At 55.5% G+C, this 24,729-nt stretch carries 28 protein-coding genes and 1 pseudogene; 19 read left to right on the plus strand and 10 right to left on the minus strand.

Going from position 1 to position 24,729, the window contains the following annotated elements; translation table 11 throughout:
• Positions 1–60: 60 nt before the first annotated feature.
• The 6 genes from D7S44_RS01355 to D7S44_RS01380 all read left to right on the plus strand — a co-directional run bounded on the left by D7S44_RS01355 (position 61) and on the right by D7S44_RS01380 (position 4,804).
• On the plus strand, positions 61–318 hold the full coding sequence (locus D7S44_RS01355; protein ID WP_120451356.1) for a hypothetical protein: 258 nt from the start codon (positions 61–63) through the stop codon (positions 316–318).
• Positions 319–322: 4 nt separating this feature from the next.
• Positions 323–556: a DUF2526 family protein gene (locus D7S44_RS01360; RefSeq protein ID WP_120451357.1), complete on the plus strand. Its 234-nt coding sequence runs from the start codon at positions 323–325 to the stop codon at positions 554–556.
• A 220-nt stretch (positions 557–776) separates the two neighbouring features.
• Positions 777–2,246: an anaerobic nitric oxide reductase flavorubredoxin gene (norV, locus tag D7S44_RS01365; protein WP_120451358.1), complete on the plus strand. Its 1,470-nt coding sequence runs from the start codon at positions 777–779 to the stop codon at positions 2,244–2,246.
• A 4-nt stretch (positions 2,247–2,250) separates the two neighbouring features.
• Complete coding sequence (gene norW / locus D7S44_RS01370) at positions 2,251–3,396, plus strand: NADH:flavorubredoxin reductase NorW (protein WP_120451359.1); 1,146 nt, start codon at positions 2,251–2,253, stop codon at positions 3,394–3,396.
• Between the two features lie 101 nt (positions 3,397–3,497).
• Positions 3,498–3,770 carry a hypothetical protein gene (locus D7S44_RS01375; RefSeq protein WP_126690534.1) on the plus strand — a complete coding sequence of 91 codons (273 nt, stop codon included), beginning with the start codon at positions 3,498–3,500 and terminating at the stop codon, positions 3,768–3,770.
• A gap of 467 nt (positions 3,771–4,237) precedes the next feature.
• Positions 4,238–4,804: a UPF0149 family protein gene (locus D7S44_RS01380; protein ID WP_120451361.1), complete on the plus strand. Its 567-nt coding sequence runs from the start codon at positions 4,238–4,240 to the stop codon at positions 4,802–4,804.
• 198 nt (positions 4,805–5,002) lie between these two features.
• Here the strand turns inward: D7S44_RS01380 and D7S44_RS01385 are convergent, their stop codons facing one another.
• Entirely contained in the window at positions 5,003–6,127 is a 1,125-nt protein-coding gene (locus D7S44_RS01385; protein WP_120451362.1) for an AI-2E family transporter, read from the minus strand.
• 360 nt (positions 6,128–6,487) lie between these two features.
• On the opposite strand from D7S44_RS01385, the gene D7S44_RS01390 reads away from it, so the two are divergent.
• The 5 genes from D7S44_RS01390 (at position 6,488) to D7S44_RS01410 (ending at position 12,291) form a co-directional block, all read left to right on the plus strand.
• The gene (locus D7S44_RS01390; RefSeq protein ID WP_120451363.1) at positions 6,488–7,783 is read left to right on the plus strand and encodes an HAAAP family serine/threonine permease; all 1,296 of its coding nucleotides are present in this window, start codon (positions 6,488–6,490) and stop codon (positions 7,781–7,783) included.
• A 109-nt stretch (positions 7,784–7,892) separates the two neighbouring features.
• Positions 7,893–8,987 (plus strand): ABC transporter substrate-binding protein, encoded by a 1,095-nt coding sequence (locus tag D7S44_RS01395; protein WP_120451364.1) that lies wholly within the window; start codon positions 7,893–7,895, stop codon positions 8,985–8,987.
• A 316-nt stretch (positions 8,988–9,303) separates the two neighbouring features.
• Positions 9,304–10,005 (plus strand): EAL domain-containing protein, encoded by a 702-nt coding sequence (locus D7S44_RS01400; RefSeq protein WP_120451365.1) that lies wholly within the window; start codon positions 9,304–9,306, stop codon positions 10,003–10,005.
• 833 nt (positions 10,006–10,838) lie between these two features.
• Complete coding sequence (locus D7S44_RS01405; protein WP_120451366.1) at positions 10,839–11,306, plus strand: RcnB family protein; 468 nt, start codon at positions 10,839–10,841, stop codon at positions 11,304–11,306.
• A 160-nt stretch (positions 11,307–11,466) separates the two neighbouring features.
• Entirely contained in the window at positions 11,467–12,291 is an 825-nt protein-coding gene (locus D7S44_RS01410; protein WP_120451368.1) for a Cof-type HAD-IIB family hydrolase, read from the plus strand.
• 25 nt (positions 12,292–12,316) lie between these two features.
• Here D7S44_RS01410 and D7S44_RS01415 read toward each other — a convergent pair whose 3' ends face one another.
• The gene (locus D7S44_RS01415) at positions 12,317–13,468 is read right to left on the minus strand and encodes an iron-containing alcohol dehydrogenase (RefSeq protein WP_120451370.1); all 1,152 of its coding nucleotides are present in this window, start codon (positions 13,466–13,468) and stop codon (positions 12,317–12,319) included.
• A 288-nt stretch (positions 13,469–13,756) separates the two neighbouring features.
• On the opposite strand from D7S44_RS01415, the gene gntT reads away from it, so the two are divergent.
• Positions 13,757–15,073, plus strand: a complete 1,317-nt coding sequence (gene gntT / locus D7S44_RS01420; RefSeq protein ID WP_120451372.1) for a gluconate transporter — start codon at positions 13,757–13,759, stop codon at positions 15,071–15,073.
• Between the two features lie 35 nt (positions 15,074–15,108).
• Here gntT and D7S44_RS01425 read toward each other — a convergent pair whose 3' ends face one another.
• Together D7S44_RS01425 and D7S44_RS01430 are read right to left on the minus strand one after the other, a co-directional pair.
• Positions 15,109–16,191, minus strand: a complete 1,083-nt coding sequence (locus D7S44_RS01425; protein ID WP_120451373.1) for a malate/lactate/ureidoglycolate dehydrogenase — start codon at positions 16,189–16,191, stop codon at positions 15,109–15,111.
• A 114-nt stretch (positions 16,192–16,305) separates the two neighbouring features.
• Positions 16,306–16,551: a hypothetical protein gene (locus D7S44_RS01430; RefSeq protein WP_120451375.1), complete on the minus strand. Its 246-nt coding sequence runs from the start codon at positions 16,549–16,551 to the stop codon at positions 16,306–16,308.
• 256 nt (positions 16,552–16,807) lie between these two features.
• Between D7S44_RS01430 and D7S44_RS24190 the strand changes: the two genes are divergently transcribed.
• Positions 16,808–16,891, plus strand: coding sequence for a small membrane protein YohP (locus D7S44_RS24190; RefSeq protein ID WP_019105993.1), 84 nt, complete (start codon positions 16,808–16,810; stop codon positions 16,889–16,891).
• A 17-nt stretch (positions 16,892–16,908) separates the two neighbouring features.
• Here D7S44_RS24190 and D7S44_RS01435 read toward each other — a convergent pair whose 3' ends face one another.
• Positions 16,909–17,121, minus strand: coding sequence for an ECs_2282 family putative zinc-binding protein (locus D7S44_RS01435; RefSeq protein WP_120451377.1), 213 nt, complete (start codon positions 17,119–17,121; stop codon positions 16,909–16,911).
• Between the two features lie 384 nt (positions 17,122–17,505).
• On the opposite strand from D7S44_RS01435, the gene pagP reads away from it, so the two are divergent.
• The 3 genes from pagP to D7S44_RS01450 all read left to right on the plus strand — a co-directional run bounded on the left by pagP (position 17,506) and on the right by D7S44_RS01450 (position 19,219).
• On the plus strand, positions 17,506–18,078 hold the full coding sequence (gene pagP, locus D7S44_RS01440) for a lipid IV(A) palmitoyltransferase PagP (RefSeq protein WP_371315519.1): 573 nt from the start codon (positions 17,506–17,508) through the stop codon (positions 18,076–18,078).
• Positions 18,079–18,228: 150 nt separating this feature from the next.
• Positions 18,229–18,438, plus strand: a complete 210-nt coding sequence (gene cspE, locus D7S44_RS01445; protein ID WP_033751857.1) for a transcription antiterminator/RNA stability regulator CspE — start codon at positions 18,229–18,231, stop codon at positions 18,436–18,438.
• A 355-nt stretch (positions 18,439–18,793) separates the two neighbouring features.
• A complete protein-coding gene (locus D7S44_RS01450; protein ID WP_120451378.1) occupies positions 18,794–19,219 on the plus strand; it encodes a GNAT family N-acetyltransferase in 426 nt (141 codons plus the stop codon).
• Here D7S44_RS01450 and D7S44_RS01455 read toward each other — a convergent pair.
• Positions 19,203–19,460, minus strand: a complete 258-nt coding sequence (locus D7S44_RS01455) for a hypothetical protein (protein WP_147402078.1) — start codon at positions 19,458–19,460, stop codon at positions 19,203–19,205. The genes D7S44_RS01450 and D7S44_RS01455 overlap by 17 nt on opposite strands.
• 203 nt (positions 19,461–19,663) lie before the next feature.
• On the opposite strand from D7S44_RS01455, the gene D7S44_RS01465 reads away from it, so the two are divergent.
• The 3 genes and pseudogenes from D7S44_RS01465 (at position 19,664) to tatE (ending at position 21,074) form a co-directional block, all read left to right on the plus strand.
• Entirely contained in the window at positions 19,664–20,458 is a 795-nt protein-coding gene (locus D7S44_RS01465) for a deaminated glutathione amidase (RefSeq protein WP_120452831.1), read from the plus strand.
• Positions 20,459–20,517: 59 nt separating this feature from the next.
• Positions 20,518–20,766: pseudogene (locus tag D7S44_RS01470) on the plus strand (ectoine/hydroxyectoine ABC transporter ATP-binding protein EhuA); the annotation flags it as partial.
• Positions 20,767–20,870: 104 nt separating this feature from the next.
• The gene (gene tatE / locus D7S44_RS01475; protein ID WP_033751842.1) at positions 20,871–21,074 is read left to right on the plus strand and encodes a twin-arginine translocase subunit TatE; all 204 of its coding nucleotides are present in this window, start codon (positions 20,871–20,873) and stop codon (positions 21,072–21,074) included.
• Between the two features lie 106 nt (positions 21,075–21,180).
• Here the strand turns inward: tatE and lipA are convergent, their stop codons facing one another.
• The 4 genes from lipA to dacA all read right to left on the minus strand — a co-directional run bounded on the left by lipA (position 21,181) and on the right by dacA (position 24,632).
• On the minus strand, positions 21,181–22,146 hold the full coding sequence (lipA, locus tag D7S44_RS01480) for a lipoyl synthase (RefSeq protein WP_120451382.1): 966 nt from the start codon (positions 22,144–22,146) through the stop codon (positions 21,181–21,183).
• 169 nt (positions 22,147–22,315) lie between these two features.
• The gene (gene lipB / locus D7S44_RS01485; protein ID WP_120451384.1) at positions 22,316–22,975 is read right to left on the minus strand and encodes a lipoyl(octanoyl) transferase LipB; all 660 of its coding nucleotides are present in this window, start codon (positions 22,973–22,975) and stop codon (positions 22,316–22,318) included.
• Between the two features lie 81 nt (positions 22,976–23,056).
• Positions 23,057–23,320 carry a DUF493 family protein YbeD gene (gene ybeD, locus D7S44_RS01490; RefSeq protein ID WP_033751835.1) on the minus strand — a complete coding sequence of 88 codons (264 nt, stop codon included), beginning with the start codon at positions 23,318–23,320 and terminating at the stop codon, positions 23,057–23,059.
• A 100-nt stretch (positions 23,321–23,420) separates the two neighbouring features.
• The gene (gene dacA, locus D7S44_RS01495; RefSeq protein WP_120451386.1) at positions 23,421–24,632 is read right to left on the minus strand and encodes a D-alanyl-D-alanine carboxypeptidase DacA; all 1,212 of its coding nucleotides are present in this window, start codon (positions 24,630–24,632) and stop codon (positions 23,421–23,423) included.
• Between the last annotated feature and the right edge of the window lie 97 nt (positions 24,633–24,729).

The following is a 24,729-nucleotide window of genomic DNA, read 5'->3' on the forward strand; positions in this document are numbered from 1 at the left end:
TTAAGAAGTGGCACGACATATGCCTGATTAGCTTAATGAATTAAGTTAAGGAGCACAGAAATGTCCGACCATGTAAAGATAAAAGCGCTCAGCGCACAACAGATCAATACCGCCGCGAATGCGCTGCGCTGGGCCGCGTTCGGCGGCAGCCGAGGGCCAGACTTAACCTGTTACCAGCGCGCTCCAGATCGGCTTCGTTTCGAAACGGAATATGGCGGACGCAAAGCCTGGGTAGACTTAGATCTTCCCTGTACTCCCTTGTCGCTGCTGATTGCCGGTTCGCTTCTGTTACAGCAGCTTAATACCTGGATTGGGTGAAACCATGACGCATCTGGATGAAGTAATGACAGCGGTCGATACCGCCATCGCGAATAATATTATTCGCGAGATGAACGTGCTGCTGTGCGAACTCAGCGAGGATAGCAGGCTCACGCGCGAGGAGCGCTTTACCCAGCAGCAGCGCCTGCGCGCTGCGGTTTTCCGGCACAGTACAGAGAAAAAAGAGCTGGCCGAACAGCGCCGTAACTGGCTGACTCGCGGCGGCATTATCAGTTAAAGAAGCATCACAACCTGCCCTGATCGAGATAAGCCCGCTACGGCGGGCTTTTTTATGTGCTGAGTAGTGTCTTTAAGACAATTAATTGTGACTGAGACAATATTTGATAGGGTTGTTTGAACAATGCTTATAAATTATTGATTTTAAAATCAAACACTTAAAAACTGGCATGACAGATGCACTGGGTTAAGGAAATTCACCTCAGCTAAAAGGGCATCTGATGAACATTCATGTAAAAAACAATATTTTTTGGGTCGGCAAACGGGACTGGGAAGTTGAGCATTTTCACGGCAAAGAGTACAAGATGCAGCGCGGCACCAGCTATAACAGCTACCTTATCCGCGAAGAGAAGAATGTCTTGATCGATACCGTCGATCTCCGTTTCCGCACCGATTTCGTTAAAAATCTTAGCGAAGAGATCGATTTAAAAACGATCGACGCCATCATTATCAACCATGCGGAGGAGGACCACGCAGGCGCGCTGGCCGAGCTGCTGGCGTTGATCCCAGGCACGCCGATTTACTGCACTGCCAACGGCGTAGACTCGATTAACGGCCATCATCACCATCCCGAATGGAATTTCAACGTAGTAAAAACAGGCGACTCGCTCGATATCGGCAACGGCAAAAAACTGATCTTTGTTGAAACGCCGATGCTGCACTGGCCGGACAGCATGATGACCTATATGACGCAGGACGCCGTGCTGTTCAGTAATGACGCTTTTGGCCAGCACTACTGCGATGAGCACCTGTTTAACGATGAAGTCGACCAGCACGAGCTGTTTGACCAGTGTCAGCGCTACTTCTCAAATATCCTTACGCCCTTTGCGCGCCTGGTGACGGCGAAGATCAACGAGATCCTGAGCTTCAATCTGCCGCTAAGTATGATCGCCACCTCCCACGGTGTGGTATGGCGCGACAACCCGGCGCAGATTGTTGAGCTTTATCTGAAGTGGTCCGCCGATTACCAGGAAGATCGCATCACGCTCTTTTATGACGCCATGTCGAACAATACGCGCATGATGGCGGATGCCATCGCTCAGGGGATCCGGGAAACGGATCCGCGCGTTGCCGTTAAGGTTTACAACGTCTCCGCCCACGACAAAAACGAGATCATCACCTCCTGCTTCCGCTCAAAAGGCATTCTGGTCGGCTCCTCTACCATGAACAATGTGATGATGCCAAAGGTGGCGGGCATGCTGGAGGAGATCACCGGCCTGAAATTCCGTAATAAACGCGCCTCCGCGTTTGGCTCCTATGGCTGGACGGGCGGCGCCGTCGATCGCGTGGCGACCCGCCTGCAGGATGCCGGTTTCGATATGACTATCGCCCTGAAAACCAAATGGCGCCCCGATCTCTCGGCGCTGGAAGCGTGTCGTGAACATGGTCGCAACATCGCCCGCGAATGGGCGCTTTCTCCCATCCCTTCGGCAGCGCCTTCCGTTGACAGCGCCGCGGCAGTTATTGCCGCCGCGACGCCTGAAAGCAGCGATGGATACGGTATGACGCAAGCGGACAAAGCGGGCGGTCAGAAAATGATTTGTACGGTATGCCAGTGGGTTTACGACCCGTCTGAGGGTGAACCCGCTCAGGCGGTTGCGCCCGGCACCGCGTGGGAAGCGGTGCCGGAGGATTTCCTGTGTCCCGGCTGTGCGCTGGGTAAATCCGTATTCGAGCCATATGAGGGTTAAGCCAGTGCCAGCAGATATTGTCATTATCGGTTCAGGCTTCGCTGCCCGGCAGCTGGTTAAATTTATCCGTCAGCAGGATAAAGCGGTGCCGGTTCGTATTATCGCCGCTGACAGCTGCAATGAATATAATAAGCCTGAGCTCAGTCATGTGTTCAGCATGGGCCATCGCGCGGACGACTTAACCCGTCAGACGGCGGCGGAATGGGCGGAAAGCCAGAACATCATGCTGCATCCTTTTACTTTTGTCAGGGGGATCGATCGAGCGGCGCATTGCGTTCAGACCAGCGCGGGCGATCTCTCCTATGGCAAGCTTGTTCTCGCCACCGGCGCCAGCGCCATCGTTCCCGCCGTGCAGGGCAGCGATCTGGTTTATACCCTGAACAGTCAGCAGGCTTACCGGAAATGCGAAGCCAGTTTGATCAACGCGAAGCGAGTGCTGATGATCGGCGGCGGGCTGATCGGAACAGAGCTTGCAATGGACCTTAATCGCGCCGGTAAACAGGTCACGGTCGTCGACCGCAGCGCAACGCTGCTTTCCGCGCTGCTGCCGCCTGAGATCGGCGGTCGTTTGCAGAATCGTTTAGTGCGCAGCGGCGTTCAGTTTCGTTTCCAGACGGAAATCAGCGGGCTGGTTCGCGATCGAGACGGGCTGGAGGTCCGCTTCAGCAACGGCGAGAGCGGGCGCTTCGATGCCGCTGTGTGCGCTATCGGCCTGCGTCCCGATCTCGCTCTGGCGCAGGAGGCGGGCATCGAGGTGCGCCGCGGCATTGTGGTTGACGACACGCTCGCCACCTCCGCGCCTGATATCTACGCGCTGGGCGACTGCGCGGAAATCCAGGGAAGGCTGATGCCCTACCTTCAGCCCGCCATGCTGGCGGCGATGACGCTGGGCAAGAACCTGACCGGCCGCTCCGCGAAACTGACGCTGCCCGCCATGCTAATCAAGGTTAAAACGCCCGCTATGCCGCTCCATCTGGCGGGCGATCCGGCCAATCCCACCTACCAGTGGCAAATGACTTTTTCACCGACCGGCATTATCGCTAAAGGCTATGACGAGAGCGGCGAGCTGCGGGCGTTTGTCGTCAGTGAGGATCACATGCAAATGGCGTTTAGCATGCTAAAGGAGATTAAGCTGGCTGGCGCCGCTTAACGACGCTTTGCTTCCTGAAGGTCGCACCAGGCTTAGTTGCCTCCTGCTGCCAGGCCGGTTAATCACCGGCCTGCGCCGCGCCATTTTTTAAAGGTCATACTATGAACAGCACCGACACCTCAACAGCAAGCGTTACGCTTCATAATCCCTCTTCCTGTACCTGCGGCAGAATTATCTGGCTAAGCATGAACTGTGATTTTTTCGCGATGAGCCTCGGCACCCACGAGAGTGATGCGCGGATCGAGGCAAAGCTCGGCTCCGCCTGCAGCGGCGTTCAGTTTCGTCCGGAAAATCTTAAAGAAGCCGTTGCCGATGTTTTCTGGCAGATGTGGAATCTCTGGGAGCCCGCGGAGGGGATCAAAGTCACGGGATAGCCGCACTCAGCATCGCTGAGCGAGCCCTGGTCTAATGCGCACGCAATGGAAACGGGAAAGAGCCGTAAAAATGCCTGCAACGGCGATGCATGACGGTAGAGTAAGGGCTTCAGGACATTAATGTGTGCGGCGCATTAATGGCTGGCGCAAATGCCTCCATTCCCGACAGCAACCGGCTGTAACCGCGAAAAGCGGTGGCTAAAGGTGCCTGAAGAGGGCTTTTTCTGCGATCAAATTGGTGACCAGCTTCATACCGAGGCGCGCCTGAGAAAACAGACGGCGCTTTTATCGCTAGCCGAGCGCCTTACCGCTGGACTCTTCAGTTGGCTTCGCGTCTCCTCTCAGGCACACTACCCGCAGTTAGACTTATTCCCTGCTGAGACTCAGGTCTCTCATCCAACTTTACCGTGGGTCAGACTGACAGCGCGAACCACCCACATCTTCGATACACCACAAGAGGAATTACCATGGCTACAGGCCCACTGAATGCAGACGAGATCGAGTGGATGGAAGACGTGTTGATGGAGCATGACAGCGAAGATGGCTTGATTGACATCAGCGAGCTGGACGGCCTTTTCACCGCCGCGCTCTCCAGCCCGTCGCCGCTGGCGCTGGATGCGATGAAGCCGGTTATCTGGGGCGAAACTACGCCGGACTGGGACGATCCTGCGGATGAGCTGCGTTTCAACACCCTGGCAGCGCGAATGATGAACGATATCGCCGAGCGTCTGAGCCTCTACCCGGAACAGTTCGAACCGCTGTTCGGCTACCGTGAAATGGATGGTCGCGAACTGCTGGTGGTGGAAGAGTGGTGTTTCGGCTACATGACAGGGGTAGCGTTGGCTGAGTGGCCTGAGCTGCCTGCTGAGCTGCAGCCGTCGCTGCAGGCGATTGCGCTGCATGGCGATATCGACGAGGTGGAGAAGCTCGACGGCATGGATGAAATCGCCTATTTGCAGAGCACCGACGCGATTCAGCCTGCGGCGCTGCGCCTTTACAACTACTGGCATGGTAAGACAGACGCGGTTCACTAAAACAGGGCAAGATAAACGGCACTAAGTGCGCTGGCAAGGTGCCAGCGCGGGAGAGATAGCCCGATCGCAAAGACGCAAAAGCGGCATCCCTGCCAGCTCGGCCCGCGACATCCTTGTCGCGGGACGCTTTGCTCCCCGGGCCATCTCTCCCGCTTGCAGACATTGGCCGTCGTCTGTAAGCGCTATTCGCGGCCTGCTTTATTGATTGATGGCCGCCTCGTCCGACTGCTTTTTCCCTTCTTCGATAAACTCTTCGTCAATCTCTTCGGCGTTGTCGCGGTTATCCTTGCCTGACAGCAGGTTCCAGCAGGCGATAAACAGCGCGGCGATTAGCGGACCAATCACAAAGCCGTTAATGCCGTAAATCTCCATGCCGCCCAGGGTAGCAATCAGGATCAGGTAATCAGGCATTTTGGTATCTTTGCCTACCAGCAGCGGACGCAGAATATTATCCACCAGCCCAACGATCACTACGAAGAAGCCGACGATAAACAGGCCTTTCCACAGCGCGCCAGTGGCGAAGAAGAATATCGCGGCCGGCACCCAGATAATCGCCGAGCCCACGGCAGGGATCAGCGACAGGAACGCCATCAGCGCGCCCCACAGCAGGCTGCCGTCGATATCTACAAACCAGAACGCCAGCCCGCCGAGCACCCCCTGAACCAGCGCCACCACCACTGTGCCTTTCACCGTGGCGCGTGAGACGGCGACAAACTTCATAAAGAGATGATGCTTTACGTAAGTAGAGAGCGGCAGCGCCTCCAGAATTAAATGCACCAGATAGGAGCCATCTTTTAACAGGAAAAAGAGCAAATAGAGCATGACGCCGAAGCCGACGGTAAAGGTAAACGTGCCCTTGCCGATCAGGAAGACGCTGCCCGCCATATACTGGCCGCCTTTCAGCGCGAAGGTCGACAGCTTCTGCTGGATCTGCGTCGCATTATTCAACTGATGCTCAGAAAGGAAGTTACGAAGCCAGCCGGGCAGATGCTGCAGCAGATCGGCGAATACCGCCGGGAACTGCGCCGAATTGGTCTGCAGCTTGAGATAAACGGCGTTGATTTCCACCACCAGTGAAGAGGCGATAATCGCCAGCGGCGTAAACACGATCAGACAGATAATCAGCAGCGTAATCAACGACGCCAGACCGTTCCGATCGCCCATCTTATGCCGCAGCCAGACCTTCAGCGGGGCGAAAATCACTGCCAGAATAGCGGCCCAGAGAATGGGCGAAAAGTAGGGTGCCAGCACATCGAAAAACGCAATGGTGACCATTGCCAGAATCACGATGAAGAAACCGATATTTAATCCTTTAACACGCATGCATAAACCTCAGGTTAAGTGTTGCGGATGAACTATAGAACGCCCGACGTGCTTTGTAATGCCAATCTGTGGTTTCGTTTAAAAATATCAATCTCCCCGCCAGCCTGGCCTGGACGAAGGCACAGCGCCGTCGTGATAACGGCTATTTGCCTGGAATATGCACGATCAACGCACGGCTGTTGAAGCCTGTCGTTAAGGTGTGTAAAAATCCTGCGCAATCGTTTACTCCTGCTGTGGATAAACGAATTTTTTTGTTGCGTCTTCTGACTGCGCTGCCGCGGAGCAGGGCGGCGTAACAATGTGGCCATCGATGCAAACTCACCGTCGATGGCATTGACGTTATAAAGACAGGACAGGCAGATGAAAACCACGCAAACCGGCACCCTTACGGCCGCCGCAGAGACGCCAGCAGAACGCGGCTGGCGCAAATCCGATACCACCTGGATGCTGGGGCTCTACGGCACCGCTATCGGCGCAGGCGTACTCTTTTTGCCAATCAATGCGGGCGTCGGCGGACTGCTGCCGCTGATCATTATGGCGATTCTTGCGTTTCCTCTGACCTTCTATTCCCACCGCGCGCTCACCCGTTTTGTGCTTTCCGGCAAAAACGCGGGGGGAGACATTACCGACGTAGTGGAAGAGCACTTCGGCGCTGGCGCGGGCAAGATCATTACGCTGCTCTACTTTTTCGCCATTTTCCCTATTCTGCTGATGTACAGCGTGGCGATCACCAATACGGTCGAGAGCTTTATCGAACACCAGCTGGGGCTGGTCTCGCCGCCGCGCGTGCTGCTGTCGCTGATCTTGATCATCGGTCTGATGACGGTTGTGCGCTTCGGCGAGCAGATGATCGTCAAGGCGATGAGTATTCTGGTTTTTCCCTTTGTCGCGGTGCTGATGCTGCTGGCGGTTTATCTGATCCCGCACTGGCACAGCGCAGCGCTGCAGACGCTGTCACTGCACCATGATGGCGGCGGCAAAGGCACAGGGATGACGCTGTGGCTGGCGATCCCGGTGATGGTATTCTCCTTTAACCACTCGCCGATTATCTCCTCTTTCGCCGTGGCGAAACGCGCGGAGTATGGCGAAGGCGCGGAACGCAAGTGCTCACGCATTCTTGCCTGCTCACACCTGCTGATGGTGGCGACGGTGATGTTTTTTGTCTTTAGCTGCGTGCTTAGCCTGTCGCCTGAAGATCTCGCCGCGGCGAAGGCGCAGAACATCTCTATTCTCTCCTATCTCGCCAATCACTTTAACGTACCGGTTATCGCCTGGCTCGGACCCGTGATCGCCATCGTCGCCATTACGAAATCTTTCCTCGGCCACTACCTTGGCGCGCGTGAAGGTTTTAACGGGCTGGTCAATAAAATGCTGCACAGCCGCGGCAAGACCCTGGCCCCTGCGAAACTGAACCGTGCGACGGCGCTGTTTATGCTGCTCAGCACCTGGCTGGTGGCGAGCTGGAACCCAAGCATTCTCGATATGATTGAGACCCTGGGCGGTCCGGTTATCGCAATCATTCTGTTTCTGATGCCGATGTACGCCATTCGCACGGTTCCCGCGATGCGCAAATACAGCGGACATCTCAGTAATCTTTTCGTCGTGCTAATAGGGCTGGTAGCGATCTCCGCTATCTTCTACTCCCTGTTCAGCTAAGAAGGCCGCGCCCGCGACACGCGGGCCGTTTCGCGGCTGCTATAGCTTTCCCGTCCGGCAACATGCTAACTTTATTGAGAATAATTATTAGTTACTGAGGTAGTAAGCGATGAACAAGGGACTTCTGCTGGCCGGGCTGCTGACGTCGGCGGCATGCGGCGCAACCACTTATCCGTTGCAGATAACCGATCTGGACGGCAACGCCATCCGGCTCGACCATGAGCCGCAGCATGTCATCCTGCAGGATGGCCGCGACGTGCTGGCGCTGGCGCTGCTGGACCGCGACGATCCCTTTAAGCGCGTCGTAGCGTGGAATAACCTGCCGAAAAAGCAGGATACCCAGACTTGGGATCTGCTGAAGCAGCGCTGGCCGCAGGCGACCCACATCGTCGATATGGGGTTCAACGATCAGGGGCAGGTTAATCTCGAAAGCGTGCTGGCGCAGAAACCGGATCTGATGATCGCCCAGCTGCGCGCGAAATCGGCGCTGCAGCAGTCAGGCGTGCTGGATACGCTGAAGGGACTCAATATTCCGGTGCTGTTTATCGATTATGAACTGCACCCGAAAGAGAACACCGTGCGCAGCGTGGCGCTGCTGGGCAAGGTGCTGAACCGCGAGAAAGAAGCGGGGGACTATACCGCCTTCTATCAGCAGCGTTTGCAGCAGCTTGATGCCACTATCAAACCGGTACCGCAGAAGCCGACGGTCTTTATCGAACCGATCGCCGGCAACAGCGATAACTGCTGCTTCACTCACGGCCACAACGGCTGGGGCGGACTGGTAGAGGCGGTGGGCGGTAAAAATATCGGCTCTGCGCTGCTGCCGGGCAACGCGGGCTTTGTATCGCTGGAGAAGATTATCGCAATGAAGCCGGACGTCTATATTATGACCGGCTCAAAGCGCCCTAATCCAGGGGTGCTGCCGTTTGGTTATCACACCACAGCGCAGCAGGTCTCGGCGACCTTCAGTGGCCTGCTGAACCGCACCGGGCTGAAGCAGATCGCGCCGGTGCAGAACGGTCGGGTTTATGGCGTTTATCACCACTTCTATAACCATCCTTACAACATTATTGGCATGGAAATTCTGGCTAAAGATCTCTATCCGCAGCGTTTTACGCAGCTCGATCCCACGGCTGATTTTCACTATATCGTGACCCACTTTACCCGACTGCCGGACGCGCCCGTTACCTTAAGCTATCCCTGAGCAGCTGGCCGCGCGTTGACAAAACGCGCGGTTAATTTACCTTCCCACTGCGCTATCTTTCGCTACTCTTAATACAAATCGCTTTCTGTTTTTAGTTCCGCTATTTTCCTTGCGCCTTCAGCGCCACCAGTCGAAAAAGATTGCCAAAACCCGAAAACATGGTGAAATGCGCGCGTTTATTTCGCGAGGACGCAATAAACCCTGCAACAGGGAGTGCAAAAACAGATGATCAATTGGGTAGCACTGGTTGCCGCAAGAAACTCTGACAGGTTTCAGGTAATCGATCGCTGCCGTTTGGGCTTTGCCCGAGGTGTTTATGACTACACACTCCCTGGCCTCCACGCTGAGTAAAAAATTTATCCTTGAACCGGTGATGTCGCAGAGCGGCGTCTGTATCGGTTTTGAACTCCTGACGCGCTATACCTCGGAGGCGGGTAAACCACGTAATCCCTTTATGGTGATTGAAAATATGCCGCACAGCGAGAAGCGCAAACTGCTGTATGAGCAGCTGGCTGCGCTGTCGCCGATCGTGGCGCTGCTTGAGCAGCGTGGCTTATTTATCAGTATTAACATCGACAGCGATATGGTGGGCATGCTGGAGGAGGAGGCGCGGCTGGGATGGCTGCTCAGCATCGCCAGCGTGCTTCGGCTGGAAGTGTCCGAGAATATCGACTTTCTGCAAGAGCATGACGTGCGCGCAACGCTGCAGCAGCTTAAGGCACGCGGCCTCTGTTTCTTTCTTGACGATCTCGGCACCGGTTTTTCCAACCTGGAAGCGCTCTATACCGGCCTGTTTGACGCGGTGAAAATTGACAAGCGCTTTTTCTGGGAGCAAAAGGATAAATCCATTTTCCCGGTATTAATGACCATTATTCAGCGCTATTGTCCGCAGATAATTGTGGAGGGCGTAGAGAATAAAGCGGATTTAGCAGCGCTGGAACATATACCGCTTTACGGGCTACAGGGATACTATTTTAGCGCGCTGGAGATTGACGAGCTGCCGCAATATTTAGGCTGACACGCTTTATATAGTGATGCAAAGTGCGTCTGTGTAGCGCCTGCTTAATAACCGTTGCGCAATTTATTATTACCGGCGTCGTCATTTTTTGCGGATTAAGCCAGATAAAACGTTAAGAAAGCGAAAAAGACGTTGCGAGCGCGGTTTTCTTCGCCTGCGGTTTAGGCATCTACAGCCAGGCGGCGCGCGGAAGGGCGTCAGTGTGGCCTGCTGTTTTAGTAGCGTAATATTTAGCAGGCGAATTAATGGAGAGATTAATTAATTTCCCTGCCTGGTCAGACCCCAGACCTGTTTCACTATTGACGCAAAGCAGGGTGATATTATTTAGCTGTTCCACTAATTCTCGCTGAAAAATAACTACGCAAAGATTGTTAAATCAAAAGGAAATATCCTAATTCAGTTAATTATCCGTGACAGAAATATAAAGGGTGATAAGATTAGCATTCAACGCTAGTGATGTGGTGTTGTGAGCTCTAGTTTTTTCCTTGATTTGGCAAGGATTAGCCGGTATTCGGTAGTCAGGAATGTCTGTTCCCCCGATCGGTTTCGATCGGGTTTTTCATTTCTTTTTCATTCTGTTTAACCCGCTGCTTTCAGGTATATTTTACGCGTTAACACACTGCGAATTTTGCCTCTGCGCTATTTGCGTGACATGCCTCGTCTCCAGGTCCACTCGTCTCCATAATTTCTGCCGAGTGTTAAGAAAGCGATAAACGGAGTAATAGTCTGTAAGTTACCGTTTTTTAAGACTTTTGGAGATGCAGGTTTGGCCCCATATCGCCGATAGTACATCTCAACGGCGCGATTCTCGCTGTTGCTACTGGAGGTTTATGATGAAAAAAACAACATTACGCGTTATCGCGACTTTTATTGCATGCAGCTCACTGATTTCTACGGTTTCCTGGGCTGACGGCCCGGGCGATCATCATGGACAGCCATGGCAGCAGCACGACGGCGACCGCCGCGACGGCGACCGTCACGACGATCGTGGACGTGGCCCGCAAGGTCATGGCCCGGATCGCGGCCCGCAGCACGATCGCTTTGCCGGCGGACCACGCGGCGATCGCCATGAAGATCGCGACCGCGATCACTTTGCCTGGAACGGCCATGATTTCCGTCGCGGCCATCCGATGCCGCACGAATATCGCGGTCCTCACTACCGGGTTGATGACTGGCGCGAGCGCCGCCTGCCGGAGCCGCCGCGTGGTGAGTACTGGTCCTATGTCGACGGCAACTATGTGCTGATTGCCGCCGCCACGGGCATTATCACCTCGCTGATTATCGGCAACGCATTCAACTAAGCCTGTAACAAGGGCGGCGCAAGCCGCCCGTTCTTGTTTCTCTCCACCTCTCCCTCATAAAAACCGGCTGCCTGCGCACGCGCCTGTTCCTCTTTTTTTCACGCTCCCCAGGCTATGCTTTGCTTCCACACTGTTCCCTTTCGCCTGATAAGGAGTCGAGATGACAGCGGTAAAAATGGTGGCGGTTGATATGGACGGCACCTTTCTTGATAACCAAAAGCAGTACGACCGCCAGCGCTTTATGCGCTGCTACGAAGAGATGAAAGCGCGCGGCATTAAATTTGTCGTCGCCAGCGGCAATCAGTACTACCAGCTGAAATCTTTCTTCCCGACTATCGCCAGCGAAATCGCCTTTGTGGCGGAGAACGGCGCCTGGATTCTGGATGGCGAAGAGGAACTGTTTTGCGGTGAGTTTTCCCGTCCGGACGTTTATGCGCTGCTCGATACGCTGCAAAATGGCGACTATCCAGGGCTGCGCTATATTCTGTGCGGCCGCGAAAGCGCCTATTACTTTGAAGGCGCTGATGAGCAGTGGCTGGCGAAGATGCGTCACTACTGCCATCGCCTGAAGGCAATACAATCGCTGGATGAGACCAGCCACGATCGGCTGTTTAAGTTCGCGCTTAACCTGTCCGATGATTATGTCGAGCCGCTGATGGCAGATATTCAGCGGTTGCATGAGGGCGCGGCAGCGGCAACCTCAAGCGGACACGGCTCGGTGGATTTGATTGTGCCCGGCCATCACAAAGCCAACGGCCTGAATATTCTGGCGCAGCGCTGGGGCATTGATCATCAGCAGGTGCTGGCGTTCGGCGACGGGGGCAACGATCTGGAAATGCTAAGACAGTCCGGTTTTAGTTTCGCCATGGCGAACGCGCCGCAGCGGGTAAAAGAGGCGGCGCGCTATACCGCGCCCGCCAACAGTGACGCGGGCGTATTGCAGGTCATCGAGAAGATGCTGGCGGGCGAACCGCCATTCGCGTAAAGGGCAGCTTAGCTGCCCGTTAGCGCTATGCTGAGGTCACGTCCCATCCCTGCATAAGCATCGCGCGCATCGCCTGCTGGCTGTAATTCACCAGCGAGTTTTTGCTGTTGGCGCGCGCCAGAATCCATTCGACATCCTCATTGCTCAGCGTCTGAGGTTCCTGCCAGAAAGGGGTAATGGCCTGCTGCTGCAGCCAGTTTTTCAGGAAACGCGCCGGCTGGGCTTCCGGTTCGGCGAAGAGTGCCTGCTGGAGCGTCTGCATCAACTGCTGCTGTTGTGGATCGCGGCTTTCCGCCAGCAGATCGAGGAACGGGAAGAGCAGGCGACCGCAAACTTCGCCATGGTGGTAGGGCTTGATCGCGCCCAGCTCGCCCGCGATGCCGTGGATAACGCCCAGACCCGCACTGCTAAGGCTGACGCCGCCGAGCCAGGAGGCCATCATCATCGCTTCGCGCGCCGTATCGCCTTGCGCATCATCACGGTTCAGCGCCGGCCAGGCCTGAACGAAGAGCCTCAGCCCGGTCAGCGCCAGCTGTCGGGTAAAGAGATTGCCCTTGCCTGAGAGCCAGGCTTCAAACAGATGGGTGAAGGCGTCGATGCCGCAGGTCGCCAGTACCTTATCGGGCGCGCCTTTAAGCAGATCCGCATCGAGAATCGCTACCTGCGGCACAAATACCGGATGGCGCAGCGAAGCCTTAACCTTGATGTCGTGTTGATCGGTCACTACCGCGTTCTGCGTCGCCTCGCTGCCGGTGCCAGCCGTTGTTGGCACGGCGATCAGCGGCAGCGTAGCCGCCTGTACTGGCGTATCACCGACCTTTTCCAGATAGCGCGCGGTGGGCAACGGATGCTGCATCATGGCGCTGAAGGCTTTGGCGCCATCGATGACGCTGCCGCCGCCTATTGCCACCACGCGGTCCACATGGCCGCGCCAGCGTGTGACCCAGGCATCAATCTCAGCCGGTGACGCTTCATGCGCCACGATTTCATAACCAATAATAAGATCGTTTAAATCGCTTTTCAGTCGCGCATAGATCGGCCCGTTAAGAAAAGAGCGGCCGCAGAACAGCAGCGTAGGCTGTGGATCGGCGCTCAGCAGCGGCACCAGCTTATTGATGCTTCCGCGTCCAGAGAGGGTTCGTTGATTGCTGTACAGCTCGCTCAGGTTCTCACTCACCGCAACATCCTTAAGTCAAAAGGGGAAAGTCAGAGTGTATCTAAAAGCCAGAGTGCGGCAGCGGCAAACTTTCTGATAACGCTGCGACGAAAAGTTGATCACCTTCGCAAAACAGAAATTCAACCTCAGCGGGAGGTGCTTTCAACAGGATGTTACCCTTAACATGTTACTGGTAACAGTTATGTCAGGTTGTTAATCGTTTTTTCGATGCCGTACCCAACGTCCGATTCGGACCCATGATAACAATATGCTGCTGGCGCTGGCCGGTCAGTAAGGTGGAGAAAAGCTATGCCATTACTTATTGTGGCGATCGGGGTGGCGTTACTGCTGCTGCTGATGATTCGCTTCAAACTCAATGGATTCATCGCGCTGATTCTGGTGGCGCTGGTGGTTGGCATGATGCAGGGCATGCCGGTCAATAAAGTCATCCTTTCAATCAAAAACGGCGTCGGCGGCACGCTTGGCAGCCTGGCGCTCATCATGGGATTCGGCGCCATGCTTGGCAAGCTGCTGGCTGACTGCGGCGGCGCGCAGCGCATCGCTACGACGCTGATCGAGAAATTCGGCAAACAGCATATTCAGTGGGCGCTGGTGCTGACCGGTTTTACCGTTGGCTTCGCGCTCTTCTATGAAGTCGGATTCGTGCTGATGCTGCCGCTGGTCTTCAGCATCGCCGCGTCTGCGCGCGTGCCGCTGCTCTTCGTCGGCGTGCCGATGGCGGCCGCGCTGTCAGTGACGCACGGCTTCCTGCCGCCGCACCCCGGCCCGACGGCGATTGCCACCTTGTTCAACGCCGATATGGGCAAAACGCTGCTGTGGGGCACGCTGCTCGGCATCCCAACAGTGATCCTTGCCGGACCGGTTTACGCCCGCTTTCTGAAAAGCATCGATAAACCCATTCCGGAAGGGCTTTATAACCCGAAAACCTTCAGCGAAGAGGAGATGCCGGGCTTCGGCGTCAGCGTCTGGACCGCGCTGGTGCCAGTGGTGCTGATGGCGCTGCGTGCGCTGGCGGAAATGGCGTTGCCGAAAGGACATGCGCTTCTGCCTTATGCAGAGTTTTTTGGCGATCCGGTGATGGCGACGCTGATTGCGGTGCTGATCGCGATCTTCACCTTCGGCCTGAACCGCGGGCGCAGCATGGATGAGGTAATGGGCACCATTACCGACTCGATAAAAATCATCGCTATGATGCTGCTGATTATCGGCGGCGGCGGGGCGTTCAAGCAGGTGCTGGTGGACAGCGGCGTTGATAAATATATTGCCGCAATGATGCAGGAGAGCAACGTCTCGCCGATCTTTATGGCCTGGTCAATTGCCGCCGTGTTGCGCATTGCGCTGGGATCCGCCACCGTGGCGGCGATCACCGCGGGCGGCATTGTCGCGCCGCTGATTGCCAGCAGCGGCGCCAGCCCGGAACTGATGGTTATTGCGGTCGGCTCAGGCAGCGTTATTTTCTCTCACGTCAACGATCCCGGCTTCTGGCTGTTTAAAGAGTATTTTAACCTGACGATTGGCGAAACCATCCGCTCATGGTCCGCGCTGGAAACCATTATTTCTGTGTGCGGTCTGGTGGGCTGTATGCTGCTGTCGTATGTGATTTAAAACCAACCGCCGGGCGTGCTGCCCGGCGGATAGCCTTAGCTGGCCAGCGCGCGAAACGCGGCCAGCTCCTCTTCAGGCATGCCTGCCTGTTTCGCTGCCGCGCAAATTTGCTGCCAGCTGTTGGCGTCCAGCGGGATCCCGTCACGCTCGCGCAGCGCGCGATTCGCCTCTTCCCATTCGCCTGGCACCTGTATCGGCTCGCTGCCGCTCTGCGGCGATCGCTTCACCCACTCAAGAAAGGCTTCCGCCTCGTCCTGCATCGCCGGCGCGTTGAACGCGTCCGGGTTAAGGATAATGGTGGTCATGCAGTTATAGATCGCATCATGGCTGGCAAGTACCGTTTCGTCATGAGTCGTGCGCCCGCCGGAGAGCGCACCGCCGAGAATTTCGCACAGGGTCGCCAGCGCATAGCCTTTATGCAGGCCAAAGGGCAGCAGCGAGCCGTAGGGCGCTTCATGCATGACGGCAGGGTGTGCGGTCGGCTTGCCCTGATGATCGATCAGATAGCCAGGCGCGACGTCGACCCCTTTGTTGTAGGCGACACGCGTTTTGCCAAAGGCGATGCCGCTGGTAGCGAAATCGAGCAAAAGCGGGCTGGCGTTACGGCGCGGAAAGATGGCGCAGAACGGGTTCGTGCCGAAACGGCGATCGCTGCCGCCAAACGGCGCCACCATCGGATCGCCCATCACATTGACGAAATGAAAAGAGATAAAGCCTGCCGCCGCGCACTGTTCCGCCCAGTGGCCGATTCGGCCAATATGATGAGAATGGTGCAGGCCGACCGCGGCGATGCCTGACTGACGCGCCCGCGCAATGCCTTGCTGCATCGCCTCGAAAGCAGCGACCTGACCGAAGCCGGAACGGGCGTGAAAGGTCAGCACCGCGCCGGCGTCTTTTTCCAGCACCGGATGCTGATTAAGCTGCAGATGTCCCTGACTGAACGAGGCCATATAGCTGGGGATCATGCCGACGCCGTGGGAATCGTGCCCGGCCAGATTGGCCGCCACCAGATGATCCGCCACCAGGCGCGCTTCGTCAGCTTCGCTGCCGGCATGCAGCCATATCGCCTGCACAAACTGATGCAGCCGCGCGGCATTGATACGATAGAGTTCACTCACCTTCGTTTCTCCTTTTTATGGGTACAACCGCATCCTGCGACCAAAAAACGGCAACGGCAAGTGGGGAGCGTTCAGCAGAAGGGAAGGGCCACAGAGTGTGGCCCAAGGCGAGCATTAATGCGGCTGCTCAAAACCGGCTTTGACCATTTGCTCACGCAACGCGCGCGTAATTTCGCGATTACCGCCGGTAACGGGGTAGATCACGTTGTTGACGACATCATCCAGGTAGTGCTCATCAAACTCTTGCATGGTGAGCTGCGTGCCGCCTTCATCATTGATAGCGAAAGATCCTTTAATATGATCGCCCGCGTTTTTCGCTTTAAGGCTATATCGTCCCATACTGGTATTAATCATGCTCATAATGTCTCCTTTTGCTCGACTTACGTTGGTACTCGCAGAGGCCTGCCTTTGCCGCTAAAAGTTTAGCGGGTCGCAAAGATCAAAACGAAGCGTAAAGTGGTTAAAAAAACAACTGCTGCGACCGACGTCGCAGAAATAGATCGGGCTTTTCTGGAAAGCGCGCGGGCCAGACGCAGCGGCGAGCCGACCGGCAAAAACGCAGCGATAAGCTATACTCTTATCTTGAAAGGTTTTTTACTGGCAAAGGAACATGGATATGAAAATAATTTTGTGGATTATCGCCATTATCTTCATTGTAGGGTTACTGACGCTGACTGGCGTATTTAAGTTAATCTTCTGAATCAACACGGGCACCGCTCAGGTGCCCTTGCTCGTATCCTTCTTTTTCATCTGCGAAACCAGACAGCGCGTAATGGGATCAATCGGTGTATTCGGCAACAAATCTTGCGCGGTCAGGCGCTTGTTGCAGCTGGCGCAGCGTGCGCCATGAAGCGCCGGTTCTGCGGAAGGATCATCGGTAAAAGTAAACTTTGCGCTGCCGCAGGCGGTGCAGCGAATCTTCATCACCATATCAATGCTCTCATTGCCTGAAACGAACAGGCGCTATTCTAACAAATCCCTATCTTTTATTTATCAAAAATCCTAAACAATTAATGCGCGTTATCTTTTAGGGTTTCTAGTTAACTTTTTAATTGTTATATGGTGTGATTGTTAATGAAGGTTACTTTTTCATGCTGCGAGATGCCAGAAAACGCCTGAAGCAGCGTTGAAGTAGCGGTAACCGCCTTTGCCGACGTGCCAGCAAACAAGCGTTTTCTCTCGCTGTTTTGCCAGTGTTTGGTTTCGGTTGAGCATAATTACGCCCCTGACACAGGATTTTATTAAACCACGATGCGCGCGACCTGAAAGGAGCAAGCCGGTCAAACCGCCGTCGATTTGTACAGGAAAACAGTTTTGAACCGGTCTTTTTTGAGCGCCTTTGCCGGAACGTGCGCTGCGCTTACTCTCCCTTTTTCACTCCATGCCGCGACCCTGACGCAGAGCGTTGAAAGCGGCTGGAATACCTTTAGCAATAATGTGCAGCAGACCTGGGAACAGCCGCACAATAAAGATTTCTATCTGCCTGCCATCACCTGGCATAACCGCTGGACCTACGACGACGAGCATATCAATCGCTACAATGAGCGGCCCTGGGGCGCGGGCGGCGGCATCTCCCGTTATGACGAGAAGGGCAACTGGCACGGCCTCTATTTGATGGCGTTTAAAGATTCGTTTAATAAGTGGGAGCCCTTTAGCGGCTATGGCTGGGAAGCGACCTGGCGTCCGCTGAGCGATCAGCGCTTCCATCTGGGGGCAGGCTATACCGCAGGCGTGACGGCGCGTCATAACTGGAATTATATCCCTGTCCCCGCGCTGCTGCCGCTGGCTTCGGTGGGATATGGCCCGCTGAATTTTCAGATGACCTATATTCCAGGGACTTACAATAACGGCAACGTCTTCTTCGCCTGGCTGAGGTTTCAGTTTTGATTTTTTGATGGTGGCAGGAAAGCGGGAGGAAGAGAAAAAAGGCGATATTTATCACTTTTTCATCAATTCTCACTGGACAAATGTCACTGCAATTGCTGTACTAGACGCCGACACAGTTTAGTGTCCATTTTTCATGTAAAGGTAATATAGATGTCCAAGATTAAAGGTAACGTTAAGTGGTTTAATGAATCCAAAGGATTCGGTTTCATTACTCCAGAAGATGGCAGCAAAGACGTGTTCGTACACTTCTCTGCTATCCAGAGCAACGGTTTTAAAACTCTGGCTGAAGGTCAGCGCGTAGAGTTTGAAATCACCGAAGGCGCCAAAGGCCCATCTGCTGCTAACGTTATCAGCCTGTAAGTTAACAGTCAGAATTTCAAAAACCCGCCGCATGGCGGGTTTTTTTATGGCTGAAAAAAGCGGTACAAGCCGCCTGCCACGCTACCCAGCGCCAGTATCAGCGCCATCGCTTCCTCCAGGCTTCTCGGTATCATCATTCTCATGACGTTCTCTCTCGATCAGGCTCAGGGGCTCAGCTTCGCAGGGAAAGATTAACGCAGCCTTAACCTTCTGTGACAGATTATTCTCCTTACCAAATCTGCGGCGTCAGTCACATAAAAGCCTTGTAACATAATTATAACAACCCTTACTTGCAGCTTTTTTTCCGCCAACGCTATATAAAAGAGCGGCAGTTCTATCTACTTGAGGAGACAGGATGAACATACGTCAGGCACAGGCGAAAGACAGCTTTGCGCTCAGCGCGCTGTTGGCGGAATTAGGCTACGGCGGTACCGAGAGCTTTATCGATAAACGCCTTGCCCAGCTCAGCAGCGACCCCGACGAAATGCTGCTGGTGGCGGAGCATGGGACGCAGGTGCTGGGATTCCTGTCGATGCATTTTATTCCGCAGCTGGCCCTGGCAGGTGACTTCGCCCGCATCAGCTATTTTTGTATCGCTGAGGGGGAGCGCAGCAAGGGGGTTGGCCAGCAGCTGTTACAGCACGCCGAAGCGATGGCGGCGCAGCGCGGATGCGACCGTATGGAAGTGCACTGTCACGCATCGCGCTTAAAGGCGAATCAGTTTTACATGCGCGAAGGCTACGTAGAGTCGCCGCGCTACCATATTAAAGGTCTGAACTGAGCCTCAGCTCACGTCCGGCAGCAATAGCCAGCGCGCTGGCCAGCATCTCTACCTGCGTCTCCTGCAGGCAGGCGATGCTGACGCGGATGAACTGCAACGGCCCCAGCCGGCAGCGTTCTCCTGGCAACACGGCAATGCCCCGCGCCGCCAGGGTGATCATGGCATACTGCTCCGACGCCACCGGTATGCAAATGCTTAGGCCGTCGCGCATCGGCAGATCCAGTCCGCGTGTCGCCAGCACCTTCTGCTTTTTTCTGCCCCAGGGCTGCTGACTGATTTGTAACGCACCGCGCAGGAATTGCCCGCCAGCTGGAATCAGAACGGATTTGAGATTAACAAGAAGATGATAGCCGACTTTGCCGGTGAACTTTATTAGCAGGGTCTGACGAAAACGCGCCTGACGCCGGAAGCGATCTTCCTGGCGGCCAGTAAGGGGGAAGCATGATGAAAGTAGCGATGGGACAGTTTGCGGTCAGCCGTGAATGGCAGGAAAATGCGGCTGTTTGCCTCGATCTGATGGCGCGCGCCGAAGCGGGCGGCGCCGATCTGCTGGTGCTGCCGGAAGCGGTGTTAGCGCGCGATATTGCCGATCCGGATTTGGTGCTGAAGGCCGCCCAGCCGCTGGATGGCCCCTTTCTGACGCAGCTGCTGGCGAAAAGCCAGGGTAGCGCACTCACCACCATAATGAGCATTCATGTCCCGACCGAGGGCGACAAGGCGCTGAACGTGCTGGTTGCGCTGCGCAATGGCGAAATTATCGCCGCCTATGAAAAGCTGCATTTGTACGATGCCTTCGCCATGCAGGAGTCACAGCGCGTTAATCCCGGTCATGTTATTCCTCCGCTGATTGAGGTGGCAGGCATGAAGGTGGGGCTGATGACCTGCTATGACGTGCGCTTCCCGGAACTGGCGCGACGTCTGGCGCTGGACGGCGCCGAGGTACTGGTGCTTCCCGCCGCCTGGGTGAAAGGCCCGCTGAAAGAGATGCACTGGGAGCTGCTCACCACGGCGCGCGCGCTGGAAAACACCTGCTATATGGTGGCGGTGGGCGAGTGCGGCCCGCGCAACATCGGCAACAGCCTGACAATCGATCCGCTTGGCGTCGCCATCGCCAAAGCGCCGGAATCGGCCGCGCTGGTCTTTGCTGACCTCGATCCGCAACGCATCGCCTATGCGCGCAGCGTCCTGCCGGTTCTGGAGAACCGCCGCTTTGCCCGCCCGGAACTTAAAACAGAATAACAACGCCTGAGAGAAACCATCATGAAAAGAGTACAACCACCAGCCTGCTGGTGCCTGACCTGAGCGACGAGCCGACTTCAGCGCTCGACCCGGAGCTGGTGGGCGAAGTGCTGGCCACCATGCGTACCCTGGCGGATCAGGGGCTGACCATGAGCGTGGTGCCCCATGAGATCGGTTTCGCCCGCGAAGCGGCCGATCGGGTGGTGTTTATGGATGGCGGCGTAGTCGTGGAGCAGGGCCCGCCCGAACAGGTAATCGCCCGGCCGCAGCATCCGCGCACGCAGGCGTTTCTGAGTCGTTTCCTTTAACAAGGCGTATACGATCTTACTCTGTTACAGAATCTAGTTGAGGTTGGCGCCGTTCTGCGCGTAAATAGCACTGTTCATTTTTCGCTTAGGTTGAAAGGTAAAGTATGGAAGGTATCAGTATTGCCAAACTGCTGATCATCGGTGCGCTCATCGTACTGCTTTTTGGCACCAACAAGTTACGTTCACTGGGTGGCGATCTGGGCTCCGCAATCAAAGGCTTCAAAAAAGCCATGAAAGATGAAGAACCCACCGCAACCAAAACAACGGCTGAAGATGTTCCGGCAGAGCGCGTTACTCATAAAGAGTAAAAGCTGACTGCCAGAGAATAGATGTAACCATTTATTTCTCACGGACATAAAAAAACCAGACCTTTTAACGTCTGGTTTTTTATTGCGCGGGATAAAGTCGCCCGGTTTATTTCACTTCCAGGCCTTTCGCCTGCATATCCGCATGGTAGGAAGAGCGTACAAAGGGACCGCATGCGGCATGGGTAAAGCCCATCGCCAGCGCTTCTTCTTTCATTTCATCGAACTCAGCGGGACTGACGTAACGCTGAACCGGCAAATGGTGGCGGCTCGGCTGCAGATACTGGCCCAGCGTCAGCATGGTGACGCCGTGACGGCGCAGATCGCGCATGACTTCGATAATTTCCGCATTGGTTTCGCCCAGACCTACCATCAGACCCGATTTAGTCGGGATTTCCGGGTGCGCTTCTTTAAAACGCTCCAGCAGCTTCAGCGACCACTCATAGTTCGCGCCCGGACGTACCTGACGGTAGACGCGTGGCACGTTCTCCAGATTATGGTTGAAGACGTCTGGCGGCGTGGCGTTGAGGATCTCCAGCGCGCGATCCATACGACCACGGAAATCGGGCACCAGCGTTTCGATTTTAATCGACGGGCTCTTTTCGCGGATAGCCGTAATGCAGTCGGCGAAGTGCTGTGCGCCGCCATCTCGCAGATCGTCGCGGTCTACTGAGGTGATAACCACATAGCGCAGCGCCATATCGGCGATGGTCTGGGCCAGCTTCAGCGGCTCGCCAGCGTCCGGCGCGTTAGGACGACCGTGCGCCACATCGCAGAACGGGCAGCGGCGGGTACAGATAGCGCCGAGGATCATAAAAGTCGCGGTGCCGTGGTTGAAGCATTCGGCCAGGTTAGGGCAGGAGGCCTCTTCACATACGGAGTGCAGGCCGTTTTTACGCATCGCCGCTTTGATGCCCTGGATTCGGCTGGAATCCGCAGGCAGCTTGATTTTCATCCATTCGGGCTTGCGTAACAGCTCCTGGCGTTCAGTCACGACGGTTTTCACCGGGATCAGCGCCATTTTATCTGCGTCACGATACTTGACGCCGCGTTCCATCTGAATTGGTTTACTCATAAGTCTGCAGGTTCCGGTCGGATTGCGTAATGAGAGCTTTCGGCTTCAGGCCAGCGGTAAAGCTTTCAACTTTATTTGATAAAATTTCAAAAATTATATCAGTTCCGCCTGGCATAAGCAGCCGTAGTGCGGCGGGAAAAGTTACAATTTTGTAAATTCGCATGCGCGGTTAAGGCAGCGGCGCGTTTTCTGCCGCCAGCCACTCGACTTCCGTAAAGCCCAGCAGGCGCGCGAAGGCCGCGACCAGCAGCGGCTGTACGTCTTCAGGCGTGACGCCAGGCTGAAAAGCGCTGAGCTGCGTCATCCGCATTCCGGCATAGCCGCAGGGATTGATGCGCAGAAAGGGCGTTAAATCCATCGCCACGTTGAGCGCCAGGCCGTGAAACGAGCAGCCTTTACGAATACGCAGGCCGAGCGAGCAAATTTTCTCTTCACCGACATAGACGCCTGGCGCGTCGGGACGCGCGCGCGCCTCAACGCCGAAGTGCGCCAGCGTACTGATGACCGTCTCTTCCAGCGCGGTAACCAGCTGACGCACGCCGATCTTGCGGCGCTTTACGTCAATCAGCACGTACATCACCTGCTGACCCGGGCCGTGATAGGTCACCTGGCCGCCGCGATCGCTCTGCACCACCGGGATATCGCCCGGCATCAGCAGATGCTCGGCCTTGCCGGCCTGGCCCTGAGTAAATACGGCGTGATGCTCTACCAGCCAGACTTCGTCGCGGCTGTCGCTGTTACGGCGATCGGTGAACTGATGCATGGCATCGGAGACGGGTTGCCAGTCGCGCTGGCCCAGCTGGCGGATAAGAAGCGTATTTGCTGACAAAACGGCGGTCCGGTTAAGGAAGAAAGGCTGAGTATAACGTCGGCAAAGGGCAAGACCAAGACCCTTTGCCGACGCCGGCACTTACAGCACCATGCGCACGATATCGATATTGCCCAGCTCTTCATACAGGGTTTCCACCTGTTCGATATGCGTGGCGTTAATGGTGATCGACACCGAGTGGTAGTTGCCTTTGCTGCTTGGCTTTACGTCGGGCGAGTAGTCGCCGGGCGCATGGCGTTGCACCACTTCAACCACTTGATCAACCAGCTCCGGTTGCGCCAGACCCATCACTTTATAGGTAAAAGGGGTAGGGAATTCGAGCAGTTCATTCAGTTTGGTTTTCATATTGACTCCGGTGCATAAAAAACAGGCTCCCGCCGAAGCGGGAGCATTATCATAACGTAGTTATGGCGACGACGTGGCGATTTTTCAACCGCCAGGCCGGTTAGCCGAACCAGTGGTGGAACATCAGCTTGATGTAATCGATGATACGGCTGAAGAAACCGCCTTCCTGCACTTCGTTCAGCACCACCAGCGGACGCTGTTCCACGGTTTTGCCGTCGAGCTGGAAGTTGATGCTGCCCACGACCTGGTTTTTCTGCAGCGGGGCGTGCAGTTCAGTGTTGTTCAGCACATAGCTCGCTTTCAGATCTTTCATACGGCCGCGTGGAATCGTCAGGTAGGCGTCTTTCTCTACGCCCAGCTGTACGCGATCGCTGTTGCCGAACCAGACCGGCTCAGAGGCGAACTCTTTGCCCGCCTTCAGCGGCGCCACGGTTTCAAAGAAGCGGAAACCCCAGGTGAGCAGTTTTTTGCTCTCTACTTCGCGTCCTTTAAAGGTACGGCCGCCCAGCACGGCTGAGATCAGACGCATCTGGCCTTCGGTCGCGGAAGAGACGATGTTATAGCCTGCCGCTTCCGTATGGCCGGTTTTGATGCCGTCTACGTTAAGGCTGGTATCCCACAGCAGACCGTTACGGTTGGTCTGGCGGATATTGTTAAAGGTAAACTCTTTCTCTTTATAAACCGAATATTCGTCCGGCACGTCGCGGATTAACGCCTGACCGATCAGCGCCATATCGCGCGCCGAGCTGTACTGTCCGTCCGCATCCAGGCCATGCACCGTCTGGAAATGGGTGTTCTGCAGGCCCAGTGCCTTAACGTAGTTGTTCATCAGGCCGACAAAGGCGTCCTGGCTGCCGGCGACATAGTCCGCCATCGCCACGCAGGCGTCGTTGCCGGACTGCAGCACGATGCCGCGCGTCAGCTGCGAAACCGGCACCCGATCGCCAGGCTTCAGGAACATCAGCGACGAGCCTTTGAATACCGGGTTACCGGTCGCCCAGGCGTCTTTGCCGACGGTAACGACATCGTCCTGATGGATCTTGCCCGCTTTGACCGCTTGACCAATCACATAGCTGGTCATCATTTTGGTCAGGCTGGCGGGATCGCGACGGGCGTCAGCGTTCTTCTCGGCCAGCACTTTACCCGAGTTGTAGTCGATCAGCACATAGGCTTCGGCATCGATATCCGGCACGCCCGGGATCATCGTTTTGAGGTTGACGTCATCAGCAAAGGCTACGTGGCTGAGCGAGAAAGCGACCAGTGATCCCACTGTCAGGCGTTTCAGGAAACGAGAGGGTTTCAGCGTGTTCATGTTATGGACTACAACATCCGTGAGTTAAGGTTAAAAAAAGTGGCTCATCATAGCAAATGCCTGTTTTACAGGCATCTTGCTTCGGCATTCTGTTGTT

This window comes from Pantoea piersonii (assembly GCF_003612015.1).
Taxonomy (GTDB): Bacteria; Pseudomonadota; Gammaproteobacteria; order Enterobacterales; family Enterobacteriaceae; genus Pantoea; species Pantoea piersonii.